Genomic DNA, 22,326 nt, shown 5'->3' with positions numbered 1-22,326 from the left:
TATTCATCTGCTCTACCCAACTGAGCTATCCTTTGTGGTGCCATAGACCGGAATCGAACCGGCGACCTTCGGGTCACCCCGATGCTCTACCGCTGAGCTACTATCGCGTCTTCACCAGGCGGAACACGAAACCGGAAACCGGCCTGCGCCAGTCGGGATCACAACGAGCCCGAACCCATGGCCAAAGCGAAGGAGCGGGTCAATAAACGAAGCATCTTGAGATTGCAAGAGCGCTGAGAAGATTTTTCGTGATCGAGGAGACGCTGTGTCGTCATCGTCACAGCGCTAACCAACTTCGCAGTTTCGTAGGGTGGGCAAAGGAGCGTCAGCGACGTGCCCGCCATCCATCGTCGAGCGCGCTTCCAAATGGTGGGCGCACGCTCCGCTTTGCCCACCCTACAATTGCTACTGAAATGCGACTTCGGCAAAGCTTCTGAGCTTGCGCGAATGCAGGCGCTCGGATTCCTGGTGCTTGAGCCGTTCGAGCGCCTTCAGGCCGATCTCGAGATGTTGACCGACGCGTCGCCGGTAGAATTCGCTGGCCATGCCGGCGAGCTTGATTTCGCCGTGCAGCGGCTTGTCGGAGACGCACAGCAGAGTGCCGTAGGGGACGCGGAAGCGATAGCCGTTGGCGGCAATCGCTGCGGACTCCATGTCGAGCGCGACAGCGCGGGATTGCGACAGCCGTCGAATGACCGATCGCCCGCTGATTTCCCAATTGCGATTGTCGACGCTTGCGACCGTTCCGGTGCGCATCACCCGTTTGAGATCAAAGCCGGTCAGCCCGGTAACCTCGCCGACCGCTTCCTCGAGCGCGACCTGCATCTCGGCAAGTGCCGGGATCGGGACCCAGAGCGGCAGCTCATGGTCGAGCACGTGATCCTCGCGGACGTAACCATGCGCGAGCACGTAGTCGCCGAGCCGCTGCGTATTCCTGAGGCCCGCGCAATGCCCCACCATCAGCCAGGCATGCGGCCGCAACACCGCGACGTGATCGGTGACGTTCCGCGCATTGGACGGGCCGATGCCGATGTTGATCAGGGTAATGCCGCCATAGCCGGGCTCGACGAGATGAAAGGCAGGCATCTGTGGCACGCGCTCAGGCGTAATCCCGGTCGTGCCGCCGCCAAGCCGCGCATTGCGCGTGATCGCATTCCCGGGCGCAACAAAGGCGTCGGGGCCGATCTCGCCCGATGCGAGGCGCTGCTGGCACAGTTGCACGAAGGCATCGACATAGAGCTGGTAGTTCGTGAAAATCACGAAATTCTGGAAGTGCTCGGGATCAGTGCCGGTGTAGTGATAGAGCCGGCGCAGTGAGTAATCGACCCGCGCCGCACGGAACAGGGACAGGGGTTCGGGTGCTCCGGGAGGCAGCTCAAACGTGCCGTCGGCGATCGCATCGTCCATGGCGGCAAGATCGGGCGTATCGAACACGTCGCGCAGCGATCGCGTAAAGGCCGAACTGTCGGCAATCGTCAGCGCCGCCTCGATGTTGATGTCCCGCCGATAGGCGAAATGAATCGGAATAGGCTCGTTCGACTCGCCGATTTCAACCGGCACGCCGTGATTATTGACCAACAGCTCGATCTGCTCGGTAAGATAGGTGCGGAAAATATCCGGGCGCGTCACGCTGGTCTCATGCACGCCCGGCCCCGCGACAAAGCCGTAAGCGAGACGCGAATCGAGCCGCGCATGGGTCGAGGTCGTCATCCGCACAAGCGGATAACAGGCTCGCACGCGCGTTGTGAGCACCCCGCCATTGACATAGGCTTCAAAGCGATCGCGAAGGAACCGGGTATTGCGCTCGTAGATCTCTTCGAGACGGGCAACGGCCGCACCGGCATCGACGAATGCCTCGGTCGCGAAGGGCGGTGGAGTTTCGACGAGCATTGCGGATCACATGTCGCTTCACGCCAGACTGGTTGTCGAGCGGAGACTCACTCTGGATCAGCAAATATAACCACAATCGAGTTTCGATCCAGACGCGTCTGGGTCTTGCCCGGAACTACCCCCATGACAGGTTTACGCCATCAGGCACACGGGAGCAGCGACCCGATGCCGCTACTGCACCTTCGCCAGCACGGCGAGGCGGCGGATGCCCTTGTTCTTGTAGGCGTCGAGAAACGCGTAGTAATCCTTGAATGAAACGCAGCCGTTGGACTGGCCGCTCGGCCCGAGCATGTAGGTGTGCGCGAGCAACCCGTCGCGGCCGTGGATTTTTTCCTCGCCGCCGAGCGGCGTCAGCCGCAGCGCCGGCACGCCGTGAAACAGCGTCTCGCGCGGCTTCAGTTCGTAGATGTGCGGCGGCGTCACGCCCTGCATCCGCACGTGCGAATAGCGCACGTCATCCATCTTGGAGCCGAGGCCCGAATGCGCCTCCAGCCTGGTACCGTCGGGCAGATAGACCGTCTGGGCGGCGATATCGTAGACTGCGGTCTGGCGGTCATAGGGCGGCGCGCCGCCCATCATCGGGTTCTGGCTTCGCGTATCGATGATGCTGCCGGTGACGCTGGCGTCGGCGGACGCATAAGCCAGGAACCCGCCGGATGCCGGCTGCTTGCCCCACAGCTTTTCGACCATGCTCTGCTTCTCGTTGGAAGCAATCGACATCACGGCCGCCTTGGCGCGCTGTGCCATGTCGCGAACCGGAGAGCCGGAGGATGCCTTCGCGGCCTTGTCGTCCGCAATCTTGGGCTCGACCTCCTTCGGCGTCGAGGCCGGAATGTTCAAGGCGAGCTTGGTGGCCGGTGCGGAAACTTTTGGCTTCGGCGTCTCAACAAGCTTCGGCGCCTGCACCGCCTTCGGCGCTTCGGCCGGTGGCGAAGCTTCCGCCAGCTTGGTCGCTTCGACGGGTGGGTAGCCGACAGATCTGGACGGCTCGCCTTGCGCCGCCGACGCGGCGAACCGTTCGTTGAACATCAGCGAAGACGCGACGTTCTCCGGCGCGGGGATCACCAGGGACTGTTGCTCCAGCGACGCGAATATTTCGTTGAAAGCCGGCCGCACCGGACGGGCAGCAACGGTGGCCGTGTCCTTGACGGCGGGCGCCACGAAGGCGGCGCTGTTCACGGACGGATAGACGTTGGCGCCGAACACATTGGTGTAAACGGTCCAGGCGCAGCCGAGCACGAGACCCGCGACCGCGACACTGCCGAGGAAATATTGGGGAATGCCCTTACGGGAAGGCTTCCTGCGGTTGTGCACCGCAGGGCCGTACGCACGCATACGCTTACTCATTCACACAACGCCCAGAACAACAATTCCACCAAGTCCCCCGTTTGATGCCGCGTCCGGATAGTCCCCAGCAGCATCTCGCAGAAGCACACAGCGTCATTAAGGCGACTTTTAGTTAAATCCGGATTAAACGCAGGCGGATGTAAGGCAGGCTCAAATACATGGAACTATTGGGGAATTTATCCCCGCAATGATGCGGGATTTAGTCCCAATCAGGGACACCGGGCAAATTACTCGCCGGGTGTCCCACATCGGGCCAAGTTTGGCCTCAATCCTTGAACGGATCGAACTCGTTCTCGCCGGCCATCGCGACCGCGAACGGGCGCAGCGTATGCTTCACCTTGATCGAGCGAGCGTGCTCGGCCAGCACCTCCGGCAGCCGGCGGTAGGCCATCGGACTTTCATCGAGGTCGGCGCCTACCAGCGTCACGCCACGCGATTGCAGCCAGGCGTCCATCTCGGCCCGCGTGAACCGCCGCTTGGCCTCCTTGCGGCCAAACAAACGACCCGCGCCGTGCACCGTCGAGTAGAGCGAAGCCCTCGCCTCCTCGCTGTCGACGCCTTCGACGATCACCGCGTCGTCGCCCATCGATCCGCCGATGAAGCCACGCTGGCCGGGAAACGCCGGCGTTGCGCCCTTGCGCACCACCCACAAATCCTTGCCGCCATGGTTCTCCCGCCACGCGTAATTGTGGTGGTTGTGCACCATGTCGGTGACCTCACCGCCGATGATCCGGCGCACGCGCTCGATCACCCACTCGCGGCCGGCATAGGAGTAGCGCCCGGCGAGTTGCATCGCCGCGATGTAGCGCCGCCCGATCTCGCTGTCCTCGTCGATCACGGCAGGCGGCACGTTCATGCCGTCCTTGCCGCCCGCCGCCTTGAGGTAGCGGGTCGCGCTGGTGTGGCCGAGGCCGCGGCTGCCGAAGTGTACGCCGATCCAGACAAAGCCCTCCTCGTCGCGCAACAGGTCGACATAGTGGTTGCCCGATCCGACGGTCCCGAGTTGCGAGACCGCTTTCTGGCGGTAGGCGCCCATGTCGGATTCGCGCCATGCATCGGCGTCGTCGAACAGATCATGCTCGACGCGCTCGTCGTTGGTGCGCCCGACGCCGAACGAAATCACCTTGTGCACGTCCTTGATGATCGTGCCGACGTTGCCTTCGATCTGGCTGAACGGCGTATCGAGGCGCACGGCCATGTTGCCGCAACCGATGTCGAAGCCGACACCGGAGATGCTGATCTGCTTCTCATAGGCAATCACGCCGCCGACCGGCTGGGCATAGCCGAGATGACCGTCGGCACAAATGACGCCGGCGACGGCGTTGCCGACCGACATGCAGTTGCGCATCTGCGCGATCGTTGCATCGTCATGCTTGCCGAAGATTTTCAACGGGCTGTTCTGGTATTGCGCGGCCTGCGGCTTGAGCGCGATGTCAGCGGCAACGGTCTCCGCATCGCGCGCAAGCTTCTCCTTGCGCGCGGCATCGCGAAACAGGCACCAGGTCGGCATCGGCCGCTGACCGGGGCGGTCGATCTTGGCGTCGGGGTCGAGCCCGGCTTCGGCGGCCAAAGCCCTGGCGCGCTCCTGGTAGGGATCGGATCGCATCTCACTCTCCTTCACTGCAATACTTTACGCCAAAGTCCGTTCCGGACTCCGGAGTATCCCATGTCAGTCGCGACACAGGCTGGTTGGGTTTGCAGGCAGGGAGGAATTACGAGGTCGAGCTTGCCATGATTGGCATACCGCGGATCATTCCCTGCCTCGACGGCAGAGGGAGACCCGCTGCCGCGTTACGCTGGTAGATTGCCTTGGCGGTACGATTCACTGATCGAATACACACCAACCGGACACGTTAAAGCGCGACCATGCCGGACGACCGGCTGGCCTGCATAACGTGAAGCGTTGGTGTCTATACGAAGCATCGTCTTTCCATGGATCGGCGGAAGCGCGCGATCACATACAGCAATTCCAGGATTTGTAAATAGAGCCCACAACGTTCGCGGGTTGCCGGCGCTAATAACTCAACCGCGGATACCAATCCTTGCCACGCCCTTCCGGCGTGGTGTCGAGGATGGTCCATAGCGGATCCATGTCGGGCGCGCCGCGCGGATCCTGTCCGGGATCGGCAGTCGATGGTCCCATTTCGCCGGACCAGAAATGGCGGATGCTGCCGTCGCGGCGCGTGAACACGTTGTAGCCGGGCGCGTCTGCATCGGCCGCGCTGACATAGTCGCGCGTAAAATCGCCCGACGCGTCCGAGTAGATCCGGTGCTGTGTCCAGCCGCGCGCCCTCTTCGCCGCGATCAGCCGCGCGATCGGCGAGCGCGCGACGAACACGAACGCGATGCGCTGCTCGACGTCGGGCAGTTTTGCTTCCCAGGTGCTCATGAAGGACGTGCACATCGGACAAGGCTGCTCGCGCTGCGGTCCGAACATGTAGCTGTAGATCACGAGCGTCTGCTTGCTGCCGAACAGGTCCGACAAGGTTGCCTTGCCGCCCTCGCCTTCGAACGCATAGTCCTTCGTCACCACCCCGCCCGGCGGCAGCGCGCGGCGCAACTCGGCGACGCGCTCGATGTGACGCCGCAGTTCGATCTCCTCCGCCAGCAATTGCGCGCGAGCGCGGCGATACTCGGCGCTCTCGTTGGGAACGCGCACGCTGTTTTCGCGTGCGAGTTCTGCGGGGGGTTTCAGGGCGGAACCGGACATGGCATGACCTCGATTCTGGTTGATCTGGATACAAGACGTTTTGCGGCGCGTCGCTCCGACATTGCCGCGCCAAGGAAACGCTTCAGAAATCGCGTTCCGGCGCTCACGCGACAAGTTGCATACCGGCCTTGCGTTCCCGCCGGGACGCGCCGTGTCACAACCGGAACGGGTCCGGGCAACGCTTTCTAATTTCTACCGTTTCAGCGCTGTAAACGGCCGTTTACGACGCCTTTTGGATCGCATTGCACGATCGGAGTTTTCGCCGAACCTTATGGCCCGCCGGCAGACACATTATCTGCGCACCTCTTTCGCTTTGCACGCGGGGGCGCCAATGTGATACGGTGCCGTATCAATCCAATTTCTCCCGTGCCCGGAAGGGGAAGCTGCCATGACAAGGCTGGCGCGTGCCGGATGGATCGCCTTTTCAGGCCTGCTGCTGCTGATCGGCGGCGCGGCGGCCCAGCCTGCGAAATTGGGCTGCAATGCCCAGCAGACGGCTCAGGGAACGCAGACGCTCCGTTGCCCGACGGCGATCACGATCGTCGCCGAAAGCGGCGCGAAATTCGAGCTCAGGGATCGCAACCGCGACGGGCATGTCGATTCCGTCGAACTCAGCAACAAGGCCCTCCTGCTCGAGGTACCGAAGAAGCCGGGCCGCACCAGGTTCGACGTGGTGACGCCGCAGGCGATTGCGGCAGTGCGCGGCACCAAATGGGCGGTGGACGCCGAAGGTGCAAAGACATCGGTCTTTGTCGTCGACGGCCGCGTCAACGTGGCGCGACCCGCCGGTCGCGGCAGCGTCGTACTCGGCGCAGGTGACGGCGTCGATGTCGAGCCGTCGGGCGACCTGATCGTCAAGCGCTGGCCGCCCGCGCGCGTGACGGCCCTGATGGCAAGGCTAGGACAATAGAAGACACGCGAATGAACCATCGACGTCTTCATATTCTGATTGCGCTGCTCTGCACGGGATTGTGGGCAGGGGCGATATGGCTCGGCCATACCAGCGGCCATTTACGGTTTCTCGACCGGCTCGAGGCGGCATTGTCAGATATGCGAACGTTGGCGCGCGGCGTAAAGGCGCCGCCCGACCTCGTCACGATCGTTGCGATCGACGACACCATCGTCAAGCTCGCCGGCACCTATCCGCTGCCACGCGCCGAGATGGCCAAAATCATCGAGGCGATCGCACATCTGGAGCCGAAGGTCATTGCGATCGATCTTCTCTTGGTCGACAAGGGCCTCTCCGACGGCGATGCGGCGCTCGCGAAATCGTTCGCGGCGCGTCCGACCGTGCTGGCGGCAGCGGCGGTATTTTCGAACACCGTCCAGCCTTCCGCAGCGGACGACGGGCCGCTGGCCCGGCTGCCGAAGGCCGACCACTTCCTGCTGCCGCTCCCGGCCTTTGCCGACCGCGCGGAAGTCGGCATCGCCAATGTGACGACGGGCCAGACCGGCACACCGCTGTCGGTCCCGATGCTGTTCCGGACGCGCGACAGAATCGAATTGTCGTTTCCGCTTCGTGTCGCATCTGTCGCCATCGGCAAGCCGCTGACGATCGAACCCGACCGCCTACTGTTCGGCGACCGGCCGATCGCGACCGCCTCCGACTATTCGCTGCCGATTTCCTATTACGGCCCGCGCCACAGCATTCGCACCGTCAGCGCCGCAAATCTGATCGATGGCCAGATCGACAAGGAAGCCATTCAGGGCCGGATCGTGGTCCTCGGCGCGACTGCAACCGGCGCCGGCGACTTCTTTCCGACGCCATTCGATTCACTGATGCCGGGCGTGGAAATCATTTCCACCGCGATTACGCATCTGGTCGCAGGCGATGGCGTCGTGCGCGACCGGCCGGTTCGCATCGTCGAGGCCATCATGACGATCCTGCTTCCAATGCTGCTGATCGGCTTGCTGGCCTGGCGGCGAAACGCGATCGGCCTCTTGACGGTCAGCGCGGTCGTGCTGGCATGGGCGGCTACAAATGCGATTGCTTTTGCGCATGGCATATGGCTCGACGCTGCGACGACCATCGCCGCCGCCGCGCCGCCGGTCATCCTGTTCGGTACGTTGCAATTGTGGTCGGGCCGGCGCAGCGCCCAGCACCTCGCCACGCAAAACAGGCTGCTCGAACAATTCCAGACGCCGGGCCTGCAGGAATGGCTGACGCGCGATCCCGACTTTCTGCTGGCGCCGGTCAGGCAGAATGCCGCCGTCGTGTTCGTCGATCTGTCCGGATTTACCTCGCTCAGCGAAACGCTCGACCCGGATGCCACGCGGGGGCTCTTGAAGGAGTTTCACGCCCTGGTCGACAAGGAGGTGACGCGGTGCGGCGGCATGATCACGAGCTTCCTCGGCGATGGCGCCATGATCCTGTTCGGCCTGCCGGAGGCGGCATCGGATGACGCGGCGCGCGCGGCGCAATGTTCGATCGCGCTCTGCGTCAAGACCGAACGCTGGATCGAGGCGTTGCCGCCGGCAATCGCTCATCGTATCGGCTTCAAGATCGGCGCGCATTTCGGACCGATCGTCGCCTCCCGGCTCGGCGGCCGCAACCATCAGCACATCACCGCAACCGGCGACACCGTGAACGTGGCGAGCCGTCTGATGGAAGTGGCGGCCCGTCACGATGTCAGGCTGGCGCTGAGCGATACGCTGCGCATCGCGGCGGAGCGCATCGGCGCCCGGCTGAAAACCGGAAGCCTTGCCGGCCCCGTCGAGACGCAGATTCGCGGCCGGTCAGGCTCGCTCACGGTCTGGCTATGGCGGGGTGAACAACGCACGATGGGTCAGCGCACGCATCCCGACGCCGCGGAGTAACCGGCGCGGCCTACTGCAATTCCGGCGGCGGCGTGCGGTCGAATACCCCGCCCTTGGGCCCTTCCAGCAGATGCAGCGCATAGGTCTCGATCAGCAGCGGGCCGCGCCTGCGCTCGACCTCCCCGACCTTCCGGACGCGGGCGAACACGTCCTGCAAGGGAGCATCGCCGGGAAGGGCTTCGCGGACGTAGAGCAACGGGCCAGCCAGCTGCACCGCATCGGGCTCGGGCATGTTGACCCAGCGGATGCGCTGGCTCTGCTGCGCCACGCAGGTCCCCTTCGGCAGATGGAAGGCGAGCCAGCCGGTGGTGCCGTAGTCCGAGGCCAGCACGCATGTGGCTCCCGTTCGCGCCCTCACCGCTTCGATCGCGGCGGCCGTTTCGCGCCAGCCGACGCCGACGCTGCGCACGGTGGCATCGCGGCGATAACCCGACAGCACGCCGGTGTCGGCCTGCACGACCAGCAATACGAACATCAAGACGCCGCCCGGCGCCGCCCAGCGCCGGCAGAAATCGACCAGCCGCTGCCGGTGCGGCTCCCATTCGACCAGATGCGCGGCGACGGCGGCGGCGATCACAAACGCCGGATAGACCGGCGCAAACCAGTTGGCCTCGACGCGGGCATGCAGCGAGTGCCAGACGAAATAGGCGACGATGACCCAGAACATCGTATTGACGAGCGCACGCGCCGGCAGCGTGCCGGCGCGTCGGCGGAACAATGCGTAAAGCCCCATCGCGCCGAGCATCCACACCAGCGGCGTTGCGAACGCGATCTGCGTCGGAATCAACTCGGCAATGAAGACCGGGCGGAAATCCTCGATCCTCGCCCGTCCCATCTGCTTGATGAAGGAAACCCAGTGATGCCCGGCGTTCCAGAGAATGACCGGCGCAAACAGCACCAGCGCCACGAGCCCGCCGAGATAAAGCCAGGGCGAGATCAGCCAGTGCCGCAGTTTGGGAACGGCAATCAGCCAGATCAGGATCGCCGGTCCGAAAAACAGCGCGGTGTATTTCGACAGCAGCGCGCAACCGGCGGCGGCGCCGACCGCCAGCCACCACACGCCGTGGCCGGTCTGCAGCACCTTGGCGAGCGCAAACAGCAGGAGACTGGAAGCCACCAGCAGCGGCGCGTCCGGCGTGACGATCATGGTGCCGACCGCGGCCATCAGCGTGACGTTCAGAAGGATCGCCGACGAGGCGGCCACGCGCCGGCTGCCGAACAGGATCGCGGCAGCCTGATAGATCGCCCAGCTCATCGGCAGCGCCAGCAGGATCGAGACCAGCCTTACGCCGAACTCGGTGTCACCTGCGATCAGCGTGCCGAGCCGGATCACCACCGCGACCATCGGCGGATGATCGTAATAGCCACCGGCAAGATGCTTCGACCACATCCAGTAATAGGCTTCGTCGAAGGTGATCGGCGTGAACGCCGCGGCAATCAGGCGCAAGCCAACCAGCGCCAGGATCGCAAGACCCGTATTGAGGGCAACCCGCGCCTCGTTCGGATTCATTTTCGAGCCCGCCCGCCACCCGTCCTCCCCGCGAAAGCGGGGATCCAGTACGCCGGGAAGCCGGCGATCAACCCGATAGGCGGGGTTCGCCCGGTCAGACCGGGCGATGACAGCGGAGTGTGAGCCGCGCATGTCATCCCATCACTCTTCACGCGAACCGGTGTCCACTTCGCTCGAAAACGCTGTCCGTCATCGCTTGCGCCAGACGAACAGTCCGGACATGGCGTAGTTCCAGACCACGCCCATCAGCGCGCCGGCAATCCCTGCGAGCCACCAGATCGGTTCCTGGTCGAAGACCGCGAACGCGACGCCGACATTGGCGAGCAGTCCGACGCCGCAGACGAGATAGAACAGCAGCAGGCCGCGCAGGATCGCAAATCCCTTGAGCCGCTGGTCGCGATAGGTGAGGAAATTGTTCAGGATGAAATTGCTGGTCATCGCAACCAGCGCGCCGGCGGCCTGCGCCTCCGCAAACGGCTCCTTGAAGATTTCGAGTGCGATGAACAGCGTCACGAGATGCACGACAAGGCCGGTGCCCCCGACCATTGCGAACAACAGGAAGCGCAGCGACACCACGTCATGCGTCAGCTTGGCCAGCACCAGGCCGAGGAAATCCAGCGCCACCATGGAATCGAGCTTGCTCTCGCCGTGCTGGCGCGAACCGAAAGTGTAGGGCACCTCGACCGCGCGCAGCTTGCCGTGCGCGGTCGCAATGAGGTCGAGCAGGATCTTGAAGCCCTGGGTCGAGAGCTGCGGCGCCAGTTCCTCGAAGCGGTCGCGGCGTATCATGAAGAAGCCGCTCATGGGATCGGCGACCTCGACCTTCAGGACGCGCCTGGCGACCTCGGTTGCAAGCTGACTGGCCCCTGCCCGCTGCTTGTTGAAACTGTCGGCGCTGCCGCCCTCGATATAGCGGCTGCCGACCACGAGTTCCGCCTCGCCGCTCCGCAGCAGCGCGACCATTTTCGGGAGTTGCGTTTCGTCGTGCTGCAGATCGGCGTCGATGACAGCCGCATAGGGCCCGCTCGAAGCCAAAATGCCCTCGATGCATGCACCCGACAGGCCGCGGCGCCCGATCCGGCGGACACAGCGGACGCGGGAATCCTTCCGCGCCAGCGCCCGCACCACTTCCCAGGTCCCGTCAGGGGAGTTGTCGTCGACAAAGACCACTTCCCAGGCAATGCCTGATAGCGTGGCCTCCAGCCGCCGGTACAGCACGGTGACGTTGTCGCGCTCGTTGAAGGTCGGGACAACGACCGAAAGCTCAGGCAAACCGGCCTGCGACGGGGTTTCGGAGCCCAGTTTGATGGCATGATTCATGATCGCCAGCGTATATCCGCAGCCGGCTGACATGCCAAGGCGAGCTTGGGGAACGAGGTGATCGGACCGTGAAAACCGGGGCGAAATCGACCCGTTGTCTGCCCGGCGTGGGCCACTCGGTAGCCGCCGCCGGATCGGGTCCGGGGTCTGCGTTGCGTGAAAATGCTCTGAAAATGCCAACGACCACGAACAGAGGGCGCGCGTACATCCGGCGCAGCCAAACTATTCATGGTCGTCCCAGCGCCGGAGCTTTGAAGCGTCGACGTCGCCGTTGAATGCTAGATAGGAACGCCCGAGGCATTCCGCAAGGGGCAATCCCGCCCTACTGGTTCGGCACTTCCCGAATCACCGGCCCGCGCGGCGCTGGCGCCGCAGGAACCGGCTGAAGCGCCGCGGGTTGCTGGAAACTCGCCGGCTTGGCCGGTTTTCCGAACTGGCCGATCGGCCCGTAGGCGATCGCAACCACCATCACGATGGATGCGACGATGGCTCCCAAAAGACCGGCGACTGATTGTGAATTCATACTCAACTACCCCCTACGCCTGACCGGGAACTGATATCACGGAAAAAGCTTGTGGAGGAATAGTCTCGGCGTCAGCCACCGGCAAAACCGGTTGCCGACACCGCCTCCAAAATCTCACCACGCGAGCGCCGCGTAACGGACAAGCAAGAACCGCGATTCCATCGCAAACATGGCAGAGTTTCGACCTTTGGGTTGATAGGAATAGGGGAAAATATGACGACGACACATGAGACCAAACCGGCCGGGAAATCCGGACGCCGCAAGGGCAAGGGGGAGCGGGGCAAAAAAGCGGTTCCCCAAGAGAGCCCGACCAAGAGCCCGGCGCCGGTTGAATTGCAAAGCCCGGATCAGGATCAGCGGCTGCAGCCCGAGCCTGCCCACGCGGAGATCCTGAAGGTGGCTCATCCGGCCGTCGACGAGCCAATCGATGCCGTCGCCGCGTCGTTCGAGACGCAGCCGACCGTGGCGCCTTCGCCGGCCCAGCCTGCACCAGTCGAGCCCACACCAGTCGAGGCCGCGCCAGTCGAGGCCGCGCCAGTCGAGGCCGCGCCCGCCGAGTCCGTGTCGGCCGAGCCCGCCGAGCCCATCTCAGTCGAGCCCGTCTCAGTCGAGTCCGTGTCAGCCGCGCCGGCATCAGCCGAGCCCGCACCGGTGAGCCTGCAGACCATCGCGAATGCCTATCGCGACTACACAAGGAAATCGATCGAGGAGTTCGGATCGTTTGTCGAACAGCTTAGCGGCGTTCGCTCGCTCGACAAGGCGATGACGGTTCAGAGCGAATTCGTGAAGCGGGCCTATGAAACTTCGGTCGCCGAGTCGCAGAAGATCTGCGAACTCCACAGCCGGCTTGCCAAGCAGACCCTCGACCCGTTCAAGGGGTTGACGGGCAAGGCGTCCACGACGCACGGCAAGCCCTGAGGTTCACGCGAAACTGATGTGGTGCAATTGGTGGAATTAAGAGGCTCCGGTTTTCCGGAGCCTTTTTTTCCGAGCGATCACGCCTATGAGCCTACCCTCTGGCTGCGTTTCGACGCCGGCCCAGCTCCGCGCATATAATGCCGCTCAGGCCGGTAGCGGCTGGCCCAGGCCCGCATGATCTTGCCGGTCAAGGTCGATATCCAATGAAAGATCGCCATCGATCGGTCCTTTCGTCCTGCAATCCTGCAATTCACGCGCCAAGCTGGCCGGTCAGCCGCTCGTGGAACGAGGAGCTGCGCTGGTCGAGCCCGGTGAAGCTGACGGTGGCGCCATGTTCACGGTATTTGGTTTCGATCGAATCCAGCGCCGCGACGCTCGACGCATCCCAGATCTGGGAATGGGTGAGATCGATCAGGACGCGCTTGGGGTCGGCGCCGTAGGAGAAGCGCTCGACAAGATCGTTGCTGGAGCCGAAGAACAGCGGCCCATGGACGCTGTAGCGGACCGACTGGCCGTCCTGGCTCACGGTGCGTTCGGCGCGAATGACATGCGCAACCCGCCGGGCAAACAGGATCATCGCGAGCACCACGCCGACGGCGATACCGATTGCGAGATTGCCGGTGACGACGGTCACCGCAACGGTCGTTACCATGACCAGGGTTTCGGGGATCGGCATCCGCTTGAACGTCGTCAGCCTGACGCTGTGCCAATCGATTGTCTTGAGTGCGGCGATCATCATGACGGCCGCCAGCGCCACCATCGGTATCTGCGCCATGAGCTCGCTAAGGCCGGTCACCAGCACCAGCAGCACGACGGCAGCCACCGCCGTCGAAATGCGCGTGCGGCCCTGCCCGATCTTCACGTTGACGACGGTCTGGGCAATCATCGCGCAACCGCCGATGCCGCCATAAAAGCCGGCGGCGATGTTGGCCACCCCGAGCGCCCAGGATTCCTTGCCCTTGTGCGACCGCGTGTCAGTCAGGTCGTCGACCAACTTGGCCGTCAGCAAGGTCTCGAGCAGGCCGACAAAGGCGACGCTGATCGCGGTCGGCCAGATGATGCGCAGCGTGTTGAGGTCGAGCGGGACCGCGAACGCAGTGATGCCGGGCAGCCCCGGTGCCATCGTGCCCTCGCCGCCGACATTGGGAACCGTCAGATGCCCCAGGATCACGATCGACGTCACCACGATGATGGCGACGAGCGGCGCCGGCACTGATGTCGTGATGCGCGGCATGACAAGGACGATCGCAATCGTCAGCGCGAACAGGGGATAGACGAGCCATGGAACGTTGAAGATGTGGGGAACCTGCGCGGCGAAGATGAGAATGCCGAGCGCGTTGACGAAGCCGATCATCACCGAACGCGGAATGAAGCGCGTCAGCCGCGCCAGGCCGGCAAGGCCGAACGCGATCTGGATAATGCCGGCGAGGATGATGGTTGGCAGGATATAGCCAACCCCATGCACCTTCACCATCGGACCGATTACCAGTGCAATCGAACCGGCCGCCGCGGTGACCATGGCAGGCCTGCCACCGAGGACGGACATCACCAAGCACAGCACGATCGAGGCGACCAGCGCCACCTTGGGATCGACGCCCGAGACGAACGAGAACGAGATCACCTCGGGGATCAGCGCAAGCGCCGTGATGACACCGGCCAGCGATTCACGAACGAAAAGGTTCGGGGCACGAAGCACCGCTGATATCGACGGCGCGTCTTCGAATTCTGATTGGGTGGCGGCGGGGTTCGCGACTTGCATGGGATCTATCCGGAAGATGTTGACGGCTTGGTCTGGTCTGGCGGCTGACCCTCGTCAGCTGCCCGGCGGTTTACGCACGATGCAGCGGAAGCCGATGTGACAGGTGGAGGAATCGACCGTTTCGCCCTGACGGGCCGACGGCCGGTAGCGCAGGCAGTAATTGGGCGCGCAGAGGTGCGAGCCACCCTTCACCACGCGGCGCGTCGATCGGTCATCGCCGGCGTTCGGATGGCAACAGGATTGCGCGGGCTGATCCGGCGCCGCGTCATACGGGCTCGACGTCCATTCCCAGACGTTGCCGACCATGTCGAACAGGCCGTAGCCGTTGGCCGGAAACGCGTCGACCGGCGAGGTGCCCTCGTATCCGTCTTCGTTCAGATTTTCGTGGGGAAAGTGGCCCTGCCAGGTGTTGGCCAGGAAACGTCCTTCGGGATTGGCGGCATCGCCCCATGGATAGGCCTTGCCTTCCAGCCCACCGCGCGCGGCAAACTCCCACTCCGCTTCGGTCGGCAACTCCTTGCCGCACCACGCCGCATAGGCGCGCGCGTCTTCATAGGCGACGTGCACGACGGGATGATCGTCACGGCCGGCGATGGAACTTCCCGGCCCCTCCGGATGCCGCCAGTCCGCGCCGGGGCGATATTCCCACCAGGCGAGATTGTTGCGCAAGCTGACCGGGCGATCCGGTTTCACGAACACCAGCGAACCCGGCACCAGCAACGCCGGATCGGCATCGGGATACATCGCCGGATTCGGCGGACGCTCGGAATAGGTAACGTATCCCGTCGCGTCGACGAACTTGCGAAACTCCGCATTGGTGACGGGATAGATGTCGATCCAGAAACCCTCGACGAAGACCGGACGGACCGGGCGTTCCTCCCGATAGAAGCTGTTGGAGCCCATCAGGAAGTTGCCGCCCGGGATCCAGTTCATGGATTCGGGGTTGACCGCATCGGGCACCAGACCCGATTTGGCCTTGCCGGGGAGAGAGCAGCAGCCCTCCCCCCGGCGATGGCCAGCTGCACCACGCGCGATCGTTTCCGCTCTCGTCGGTGCAGTCATCGCATTCAGGCCTTGGCGTGTTGCTTGGGCACGAAATCGAGCGCGGCGCCGGGCGGAATCAGCTCCTCCTTCTTGGCACTCTCCTCAAAATCCCTGATGATGCGTTGGGCGTGCTGCATCACCCACCAGCGCACGTAACGCTGGTTGACGGCATCCCGCTCCTTCGGGTCTTCCTTCAGATGCGTGATGCGGGCAAATCCCAGCGCCAGTTCCGGATCGTGGAAATGCTGCTGCCGCTTGAAGTTGATCTTGAAGTCCTTCCACTTCACGGCATGCAGTTCGTCCTTGAGCCAGACGATGCAGGACTCGCGGTTGGAGGTTTCCTGCTTGCCGAGGAAGAACGGGCTCTGGTCGACACCGTCGATCAGCCGGTCGGCGGGCGCCTTGCAGCCGGTCATCGACAGCAGCGTGGTGAACATGTCGGTGACATGAACCATCTCGTTGCTTTCGATGCCTGCCGGAATGCGGTTCGGCCAGCGGATCAGAAGCGGGGTGCGGATGCCGCCTTCCGCCGAGCTGAAGTAGGAACCGTCGAAGAAACCGCCGGTGCCACGGCCGGCGAGATGATCCTCGGCGCCGTTGTCGCCGCACATCACGACGATGGTGTTGTCGGCAACGCCGAGTTCATCCAGCTTGTCGAGCAGCACGCCGAAGTCGTGGTCGAGCATCAAAAGGCAGTCGCCCCAATCGCCATTGGTGCTCTTGCCGACGAATTCGTCGCGCGGGCTCATCGGGAAGTGCATCAGCGAGTGGTTGAAGTAGCAGTAGAACGGCTTGTCCGCCTTGACGGACTTTTCCATGAACTTGATGGCGCGCTTCTGGTACTCGAGGTCGCAGGTCTTCTTGGTCTCCATGGTGAGCTGCTCGTCCTTGAGCGGCCATGCACCCTTGCCCTTGACGCCCTCATGCATGTGCGAGAAACCGTCGCGCTCCGGCACGTAATGCGGGTCGGTCAGCCACATGCATTCGTCGTAGGTGCGCAAGGGGCCATACCATTCGTCAAAACCATGATCGGTCGGGAAGCGGCCGTCTTCGGCGCCGATATGCCACTTGCCGTAGATCGAGGTCGCGTAACCGGCTTCCGACAGGATCGAGCCGATGGTGCGCTCCCACTTGACGATGCCGCCGCCATTGCCGCCGAGCGCGATGGTGTGGTTGCCCGAGCGGATCGGGAAACGTCCGGTCATCAGCGCCGACCGGGTCGGCGTGCACTGCGGCTCGACGACATAATGCGTCAGCTTGACGCCTTGCTTGGAGAAAGCATCCATGCGCTTGGTATCGGCGCCACGCAGAATGCCGCCGCCGTAGCAGCCGAGTTCGCCCATGCCGAGGTTGTCGACGTGGAAAAACAGTATGTTTGGTTTCGTTGACATTGAATTCTCCGATCTGTGACGCAGGCGCAGGTCGTCGTTGACGCGCGCGTTTCCGTGCGTCTCTCCTTGGTTGATGTCGTTGATTGCTGTTTCGCGCCTGTACGGCCGCGACGTTCAGTATTGTCTCAGAAGATTTCGCCTACTCCTTTCGGTCCCACTTTCATTCCGAAGCCTGAAAGGCCTCGATCCTTGATCTCGGGAGCCATGGCCGCCAGCGACTCTTCGCGGATCAGCCCCTTGAGCTCCTGCACCAGGTTCATGAATTCCGGCGTGTCGGTCATCTCGGCCCGGCGTGGACGCGGCAGCGGCACCTTGATCTCCGCCTTGATGCGGCCCGGCCGCGCGGTCATGACGTAGATGCGGTCGGAGAGGAAAATCGACTCCTCGATATCGTGCGTGATGAACAGCACCGAGATCTTGAACTGCTGCCAGATGTTGGTCAGGATTTCCTGCATCACGACGCGGGTCTGGGTGTCGAGCGCACCGAACGGCTCGTCCATCAGCAGCACCTGAGGACTCGTCGCCAGCGCCCGGACGATGCCGATGCGCTGCTTCATGCCGCCGGAGAGCTGATCGGGATAATGGTTCTCGAACGAGAGCAGCCCGGCAAGATCGAGCAGTGAGCGCGCCGTGGTGTTGCGCTTGCTTTGCTCGACACCCGCCATCTTGAGGCCGAACTCGACGTTCTTGCGAACCGACAGCCAGGGAAACAGCGAATATTGCTGGAACACGACGCCACGGTCCGAACCGGGCCTGGTGATCGCCTTGCCGTCGAGCTTCGCCTCGCCAAGTGTCGGCTTGACGAAGCCGGCGACGATGCTGAGCAAGGTCGACTTGCCGCAGCCGGAGGGACCGATCAGCGAGACGAACTCGCCGGGCTGCACGTTGAGCGACACGTTCTCGACGGCGACGACCTTGTTGTCGTTGGCGCCGAACGTCACCCCCATGTTGCGAACGTCGATGAAGCCCTTCTGGGTTTCGGCTTCAGCCATTGCTGTCGTCATCGCTTGCCTCCCGGTGCGAATGCCAGCCACGGCATCAGGAGGCTGCCAACCATCCGGATAATGCCGCTGCAGGCCAGTCCAAGGAAACCGATGGTGATCATGCCGAGCACGATCGCGGGATAGTCCACCAGCGAATAGGCTTCCCAGGTGAAGTAGCCGACGCCGAACTGACCGGAGATCATCTCGGCGGCGATCAGCGATACCCACGCCACGCCCATGCCGACGGCGAGGCCGGTGAAGATGTGCGGCAGCGAGCCCGGCAGGATCACGTTCAGGAGCAGCCGGAACTCGCTCGCACCCAGGCAGCGCGCCGCCCGTACCAATACGCCGTCGAGCGAATGCACGCCGTGGATGGTGTTGAGCAGGATCGGAAAGAAGGCGCCGATGAAGGTGATGAAGACGATGCTGGCCTCGTTGTTGGGCCACAGCATGATCGACATCGGTACCCAGGCGATCGCCGGGATCGGCCGCATGATTTCGACAACGGGCATGAACAGATCGCGGACGCGCTGATATTTTCCGATCGCCAGCCCCAGCGGCACGCCGATCGCCATGGCGATGAAGAAGCCGAGCAGGATGCGCCGGACGCTGATGGCGATATTGACGAGATACTTGTTGGACAGCCCGACCTGCGTCAGCTGCTGATACACTTCATAGGGCGTCGGCACGTTCTTGAAGCGAATGTAGAACTCGAGCCGGTACTTGGTTCCGACATACCAGAACAGGAACAGGGCCCCGATCGAGATGCAGGCAAGTGCGGCGGTGATGATGCGTTCACGGGTGATCCTGGCGAGCAGACCCCGCAACACCTCGGTCAGCGAAACCGTCGGAATGGGCTCGGGCGCGGGCGCGGGAATTTCCGCGGCAGCAACCGGCGCGGGCGCGCCGGCCGCTGTTTCCGCAGCGGACACTTCGGCTGCGACAGACTTCACGGCTGATATCGCCGGCTGAGGTTCGGAATGCTTCTCGACCATCGGTAACGCTACGATCTTCGCGCTTGCCATGCTGCCCATCAGTCCACCTATTGTCCGATATTGATCGCGGTGAGCACTTCGGCGTAGGTCGCCAGCTTGGCGCCATGCTTGGCCGCGTACTCTTCAGCATCCTTCTTGAGCAGGAACGGCACCACGTCCGGCTTCTTCGGGTCGTTGCCGCCGACCGAATAGAATGCGGCGTCGGCGAACACCTTGATTCCGAGCTGGTGATCGACCAGGTAGACCGCGTTGAACTTTTTGCCTTCGGCGCCGTATTTCTTGACACCCAGCATCGTGCAGACCGGTGAGCTGAACGGCACAATGTCGCCGCCCTGGATCCAGATCTCTCCGGTTGTCTTCGGATCGGCGACCGGTGCGTTGCAGATCGGATCGGTGCCGGTCACGTTATAGGTGTCGAACGAGGCGAGCTGCTTGTCGTAGTCGAGCCCCTGCTCCTTGAAGGCCTGCCGAACGTACTTGTCGTTGACCCAGGCGCCGATATTGAGCTCCTTGATCATGTTCAGCTTCTGCAGGATGGCGTAATTGTTCCCGACAGATTCGACCCATTGCGGCTTGATGGTAGCATCGAGCGTGTGCACGCCACCGGGACCGAGGAAGATGTAGATCACTTCCTTGTTGATCTTGGTCCATTCCTCGATCTTCTCGGCGGCGAGCTTGGGATTCTTGCGCATCCAGTTATTCGCCTCCATCAACGCGGTGATGTAGGCAACCACGATCTCCGGATACTTCTCGCCGAAATCCTTGCGCACGACGACGCCATGGAATGTCGGAGTCTTGGTCTCGGCGCCGTCATAAATCTTGCGGGCAAATCCCTTGAACGGCAGCAGTTCGGCGAACGGTACGAAGTCGCCATGCGCGTCGATGCGCTTTTCCTGCAAATTGGTGCTGCCTACTTCCGGCGATTGCGACACCAGATTCCAGAAATCGGGCGGCAATCCACGCTTCTGCAGCGAGGTCAGCATCATGCCGTGCGCGGCCGAACCGAACGGCACCGACACGTTCTTGCCCTTAAGGTCGGCGAGTTCGTAGAACGGCGTGTCCTTGTGAACGACGATGCCGTTGCCGCCGCCGACCGCGTTGTAGGCGATGATGGCGACGAGCTGGGTTTCGTTCTTGGTGGCCTGCCCCGTGGCGCCGTTCACCATCAGCGGATAGTCGCCCATCATGCCGATCTGGATGTTGTTGGCCATCATGCCGTTGGTGATCGGCGGGCCTGACGTAGCGTTTTGCCAGCTCAGCTTGTATTGAATGTCCTTGTACTTGCCGGTCTTCGGCAAATGCTTCTCGAGAAGGCCGAGCTCCTTCAGAACGACACCGCCGGTCACCGTGTTGGTGGTGGTATTCTGCGTGCCGATGCCGATTTCGAGGGTCTCTGCGCTTGCGGTCACAGGCGCAAACCCGATGGCCGCGGCGACGAGCATGGGAAGGAAGCCAGAGAGTTTGGACGCAGGGCCGACGCTCATTAGACAAATCCTTTTCGAACTGAACTGTGCGGGATTTTGTGCAATGCCCACGCGAAGCGCCCCGGCTACAACGGACTGTGAAGGGGTTGCTCGGCGGTGAGCAGGCTGACTGGCTTGACGGGGAAATTGGTGCAAGCGATATGCCACGGGACCCGTGCTGACGACCTGCAGCGGGTTCGGTTCGCGGTGGCCCGGACCGCAAACGGCGTGGTTAAAGAAGGAAGTTGACGTCATTTGCCGTGAACTCGCTCGCTACCATCGCGGACGCTTGAGACGTCCGTAAGCGAACTCTGAACGGCACCCTTTGAATCCGGAACGACGAACGCGTCGAGCCAGCAACCTATTGCGAAGAAATATCCGGATGCTCAATTAATGGACAGAAATGTTGTCCGATTTGGCTATCGGATGAGCGCCGTGGCTACAAATTAGTCATCCAATCTCAGCCGAAGAGCCGTGCCACGGCATGGAATCGGCCGAAGATCGGGCGGTTACGGCGCTTGTGCAATGCGGTCTTGTCGGCTGCCGCCACTCATCAGGTTTCGTCTGAGGCCGCGGCCTTGGCGAGCTTTCCATCGCGGATTTCGCTCAGCATGTCGGCGTTCTTGATGACGAGATTGGAGCCGTGTGCACTCAGGATTCCAAGCTCGGTGAACCGCTTGAGGCTGACGGTAACGGACTGACGCGTTACGCCCGTCATATGCGCGAGATCGGCGTGCGTGAACGACGCGGCGATCAAAGTGCCATGATGCTCGTCGACGCCGTACAAATTCATCAGATGCAGCAGGAGTTGCGCAAGCCGCTCGGTGGGCGAGCGTGTCCCGAGCATTTGCGCCAGCGCGGAATAGCATTGGCCCTTGAAGGCGAGGCCTTCGATGATGCCAATGGCAAGCGCCGGAATCGTCAGCACCATCCGGCGCAGCACGTCGCCCGGCAAATGCAGCACCGCGCTGTTGACGGCTGCAACGCCCGACCAGACGTGCAGGCCTTGCTTGAAGACTTCCGGGCCGCCGACGAAATTGCCGGAGTGCCAGTAAGCCAGCGTGATCTCGCGACCCGACGGCGCGGTGTAGAATACCTTGATGCGCCCGCTCTCGATCAGGAAGATGCCGTCTTGCGGACTGCCCTGGCTGAAGAGCTGCGCGCCGCGGTAGAGCACCCTGCGCTTGCCCGAGCCCAGCACATGCGCGATTTCGGTTTCCGTCAGTCCGCTGAACAAGTACGGCGGCCCGCTGCGCTGTGCCCCGCCGTCGGTCATCAGCAGCGCACCGAACTGCGCCGGCGCGCCGGCCTTGCCCGGAGCCGACGCCGGTTGCGGTGGGGGATGCTTGCCGATCATGGGTCCGCTGGAAGCCAAACCGAAATCCTAACCTGCGTCGATACAGACGGAGAGCATCAGGCTCGATTGCCAGATCCCCAGCCGGCACCGGCCTGCGATGCTGCATACTTTGCAATTGGCGCGCCAAGTGCCATGTTCATTGTCCGTCGAAGGAACTTCCGTGTCCATATCTCGGCCTGCCGCACTTCGCCGCTATCCCGCGTTTCCGAGAGCTTGTCGCCCACTGCGACAATCTGGCCAATCAGGCCCGGTTTGGTTAACATCGCTCGGAGCCCTCCCCTCATTTTCCGACGAGCCCT

Annotated in this window: 17 protein-coding genes and 1 tRNA gene; 3 read left to right on the top strand and 15 right to left on the bottom strand. The window is 62.9% G+C overall.

What is annotated here, in order from left to right:
- Positions 1-35: 35 nt before the first annotated feature.
- The 5 genes from ACVWVY_RS21980 to ACVWVY_RS21960 form a co-directional block, all read right to left on the bottom strand.
- Positions 36-107, bottom strand: a tRNA-OTHER gene (locus tag ACVWVY_RS21980).
- 298 nt (positions 108-405) lie between these two features.
- Positions 406-1,890, bottom strand: coding sequence for an AMP nucleosidase (locus tag ACVWVY_RS21975; protein WP_456628346.1), 1,485 nt, complete (start codon positions 1,888-1,890; stop codon positions 406-408).
- 171 nt (positions 1,891-2,061) lie between these two features.
- Positions 2,062-3,237 (bottom strand): tlde1 domain-containing protein, encoded by a 1,176-nt coding sequence (locus ACVWVY_RS21970; RefSeq protein WP_456628345.1) that lies wholly within the window; start codon positions 3,235-3,237, stop codon positions 2,062-2,064.
- Between the two features lie 265 nt (positions 3,238-3,502).
- Positions 3,503-4,843 (bottom strand): RtcB family protein, encoded by a 1,341-nt coding sequence (locus ACVWVY_RS21965; RefSeq protein ID WP_456628344.1) that lies wholly within the window; start codon positions 4,841-4,843, stop codon positions 3,503-3,505.
- A 408-nt stretch (positions 4,844-5,251) separates the two neighbouring features.
- Complete coding sequence (locus ACVWVY_RS21960) at positions 5,252-5,947, bottom strand: DUF899 family protein (RefSeq protein ID WP_456628343.1); 696 nt, start codon at positions 5,945-5,947, stop codon at positions 5,252-5,254.
- A 388-nt stretch (positions 5,948-6,335) separates the two neighbouring features.
- On the opposite strand from ACVWVY_RS21960, the gene ACVWVY_RS21955 reads away from it, so the two are divergent.
- Positions 6,336-6,857 carry a FecR domain-containing protein gene (locus tag ACVWVY_RS21955; RefSeq protein ID WP_456628342.1) on the top strand — a complete coding sequence of 174 codons (522 nt, stop codon included), beginning with the start codon at positions 6,336-6,338 and terminating at the stop codon, positions 6,855-6,857.
- Between the two features lie 11 nt (positions 6,858-6,868).
- Entirely contained in the window at positions 6,869-8,764 is a 1,896-nt protein-coding gene (locus tag ACVWVY_RS21950) for a CHASE2 domain-containing protein (protein ID WP_456628341.1), read from the top strand.
- Positions 8,765-8,774: 10 nt separating this feature from the next.
- On the opposite strand, the gene ACVWVY_RS21945 is transcribed toward ACVWVY_RS21950, so the two are convergent.
- From ACVWVY_RS21945 to ACVWVY_RS21935, 3 genes are all read right to left on the bottom strand, one after another.
- A complete protein-coding gene (locus tag ACVWVY_RS21945; protein WP_456628340.1) occupies positions 8,775-10,274 on the bottom strand; it encodes a glycosyltransferase family 39 protein in 1,500 nt (499 codons plus the stop codon).
- Between the two features lie 189 nt (positions 10,275-10,463).
- A complete protein-coding gene (locus ACVWVY_RS21940; protein WP_456628339.1) occupies positions 10,464-11,594 on the bottom strand; it encodes a glycosyltransferase in 1,131 nt (376 codons plus the stop codon).
- Positions 11,595-11,916: 322 nt separating this feature from the next.
- The gene (locus ACVWVY_RS21935) at positions 11,917-12,117 is read right to left on the bottom strand and encodes a hypothetical protein (protein WP_456628338.1); all 201 of its coding nucleotides are present in this window, start codon (positions 12,115-12,117) and stop codon (positions 11,917-11,919) included.
- Positions 12,118-12,702: 585 nt separating this feature from the next.
- On the opposite strand from ACVWVY_RS21935, the gene ACVWVY_RS21930 reads away from it, so the two are divergent.
- Positions 12,703-13,035, top strand: a complete 333-nt coding sequence (locus ACVWVY_RS21930; RefSeq protein ID WP_456632279.1) for a phasin family protein — start codon at positions 12,703-12,705, stop codon at positions 13,033-13,035.
- 250 nt (positions 13,036-13,285) lie between these two features.
- Here ACVWVY_RS21930 and ACVWVY_RS21925 read toward each other — a convergent pair whose 3' ends face one another.
- The 7 genes from ACVWVY_RS21925 to ACVWVY_RS21895 all read right to left on the bottom strand — a co-directional run bounded on the left by ACVWVY_RS21925 (position 13,286) and on the right by ACVWVY_RS21895 (position 22,027).
- A complete protein-coding gene (locus ACVWVY_RS21925) occupies positions 13,286-14,794 on the bottom strand; it encodes a SulP family inorganic anion transporter (protein WP_456628337.1) in 1,509 nt (502 codons plus the stop codon).
- Between the two features lie 54 nt (positions 14,795-14,848).
- Positions 14,849-15,727 carry a formylglycine-generating enzyme family protein gene (locus ACVWVY_RS21920; protein WP_456632278.1) on the bottom strand — a complete coding sequence of 293 codons (879 nt, stop codon included), beginning with the start codon at positions 15,725-15,727 and terminating at the stop codon, positions 14,849-14,851.
- 134 nt (positions 15,728-15,861) lie between these two features.
- Positions 15,862-17,229, bottom strand: a complete 1,368-nt coding sequence (locus tag ACVWVY_RS21915; RefSeq protein WP_456628336.1) for an arylsulfatase — start codon at positions 17,227-17,229, stop codon at positions 15,862-15,864.
- Positions 17,230-17,354: 125 nt separating this feature from the next.
- Positions 17,355-18,233 (bottom strand): ABC transporter ATP-binding protein, encoded by an 879-nt coding sequence (locus tag ACVWVY_RS21910; RefSeq protein ID WP_456628335.1) that lies wholly within the window; start codon positions 18,231-18,233, stop codon positions 17,355-17,357.
- On the bottom strand, positions 18,230-19,237 hold the full coding sequence (locus ACVWVY_RS21905) for an ABC transporter permease (RefSeq protein WP_456628334.1): 1,008 nt from the start codon (positions 19,235-19,237) through the stop codon (positions 18,230-18,232). The genes ACVWVY_RS21910 and ACVWVY_RS21905 overlap by 4 nt, the downstream gene beginning before the upstream one ends.
- A 17-nt stretch (positions 19,238-19,254) precedes the next feature.
- The gene (locus ACVWVY_RS21900) at positions 19,255-20,649 is read right to left on the bottom strand and encodes an ABC transporter substrate-binding protein (protein WP_456632277.1); all 1,395 of its coding nucleotides are present in this window, start codon (positions 20,647-20,649) and stop codon (positions 19,255-19,257) included.
- Positions 20,650-21,223: 574 nt separating this feature from the next.
- Positions 21,224-22,027 (bottom strand): Crp/Fnr family transcriptional regulator, encoded by an 804-nt coding sequence (locus ACVWVY_RS21895; protein ID WP_456632276.1) that lies wholly within the window; start codon positions 22,025-22,027, stop codon positions 21,224-21,226.
- Between the last annotated feature and the right edge of the window lie 299 nt (positions 22,028-22,326).

This window comes from Bradyrhizobium sp. URHC0002, from assembly GCF_054059515.1.
This window is presented reverse-complemented; position numbering and strand designations above follow the sequence as displayed.